This is a genomic window from Parendozoicomonas verongulae (assembly GCF_009711465.1).
In the GTDB taxonomy this organism is placed as follows: Bacteria; Pseudomonadota; Gammaproteobacteria; order Pseudomonadales; family Endozoicomonadaceae; genus Sansalvadorimonas; species Sansalvadorimonas verongulae.
In genome coordinates, this window is the sequence record NZ_SMME01000405.1 from 1 (window position 1) to 751 (window position 751).

The following is a 751-nucleotide window of genomic DNA, read 5'->3' on the forward strand; positions in this document are numbered from 1 at the left end:
TGAAACGCTGGTGGGCCGTAAGGGCCGTCCTAACGTGGTGGAATTCGGCGGTACTGAGATGTCCGCGTTCGTTCAGGACTTCGGTCTGGAAGACGAGATCCCCCAGCAGGATATCGACAACGCCAACAACACCAACTTCGACCCTCGCGGTAACTCCGTGGAGCTGCTGGCCGAGTTGATTGCTCTGGATCGGGAGAAGCGTGTTGCTGACCTCGTTCAGGACAAAAACAACTATGCCCACAAGGAGACCATCTCCGGCACGGATCAATGGGATAACGAAGCCAGTAAACCTCTGGTGCAGCTCATTGATGCGCTGGAAACGCCTATCAAGCGTCCGAACGTGATGACGCTGGGTCGCAAGTCAGCCGTCCAGTTGCGTCGTAACCCGTCTGTCGTTAAGGCATACAACGGCACCCTGGGAGACGACGGACTTGTACCCATGAGTTTCATCCGTGACCTGCTGGAGATTGAGGAGATCCTTGTGGGATCGGCCCAGCACAACGCCTCCCGTCCCGGTCAGGATATGACGCTGGAACGCCTGTGGGGCAACCACTGTGCACTGACTTACCGCAACATGAATGCCCGTCCTAACAAGGGCGTGACTTTCGGTATGACTGCGGAACATGGTCAGCGTGTATCCAGCTCCCGTCAGGACGGCAACATCGGCCTGCGCGGTGGCGAGGTGATCCGTGTGGGTGAGTCTGTCTCTGAGCTGGTGGTGTGCGATGACGTGGCTTACTTCCTCGAAAAC

The 751-nt window shown here is 57.4% G+C and carries 1 protein-coding gene; it reads left to right on the top strand.

The genetic code is table 11. The annotated features are described in order from the left end of the window. A partial coding sequence (locus E1189_RS22420) for a hypothetical protein (protein WP_196220888.1) occupies window positions 1-751 on the top strand: 751 nt, incomplete at both ends.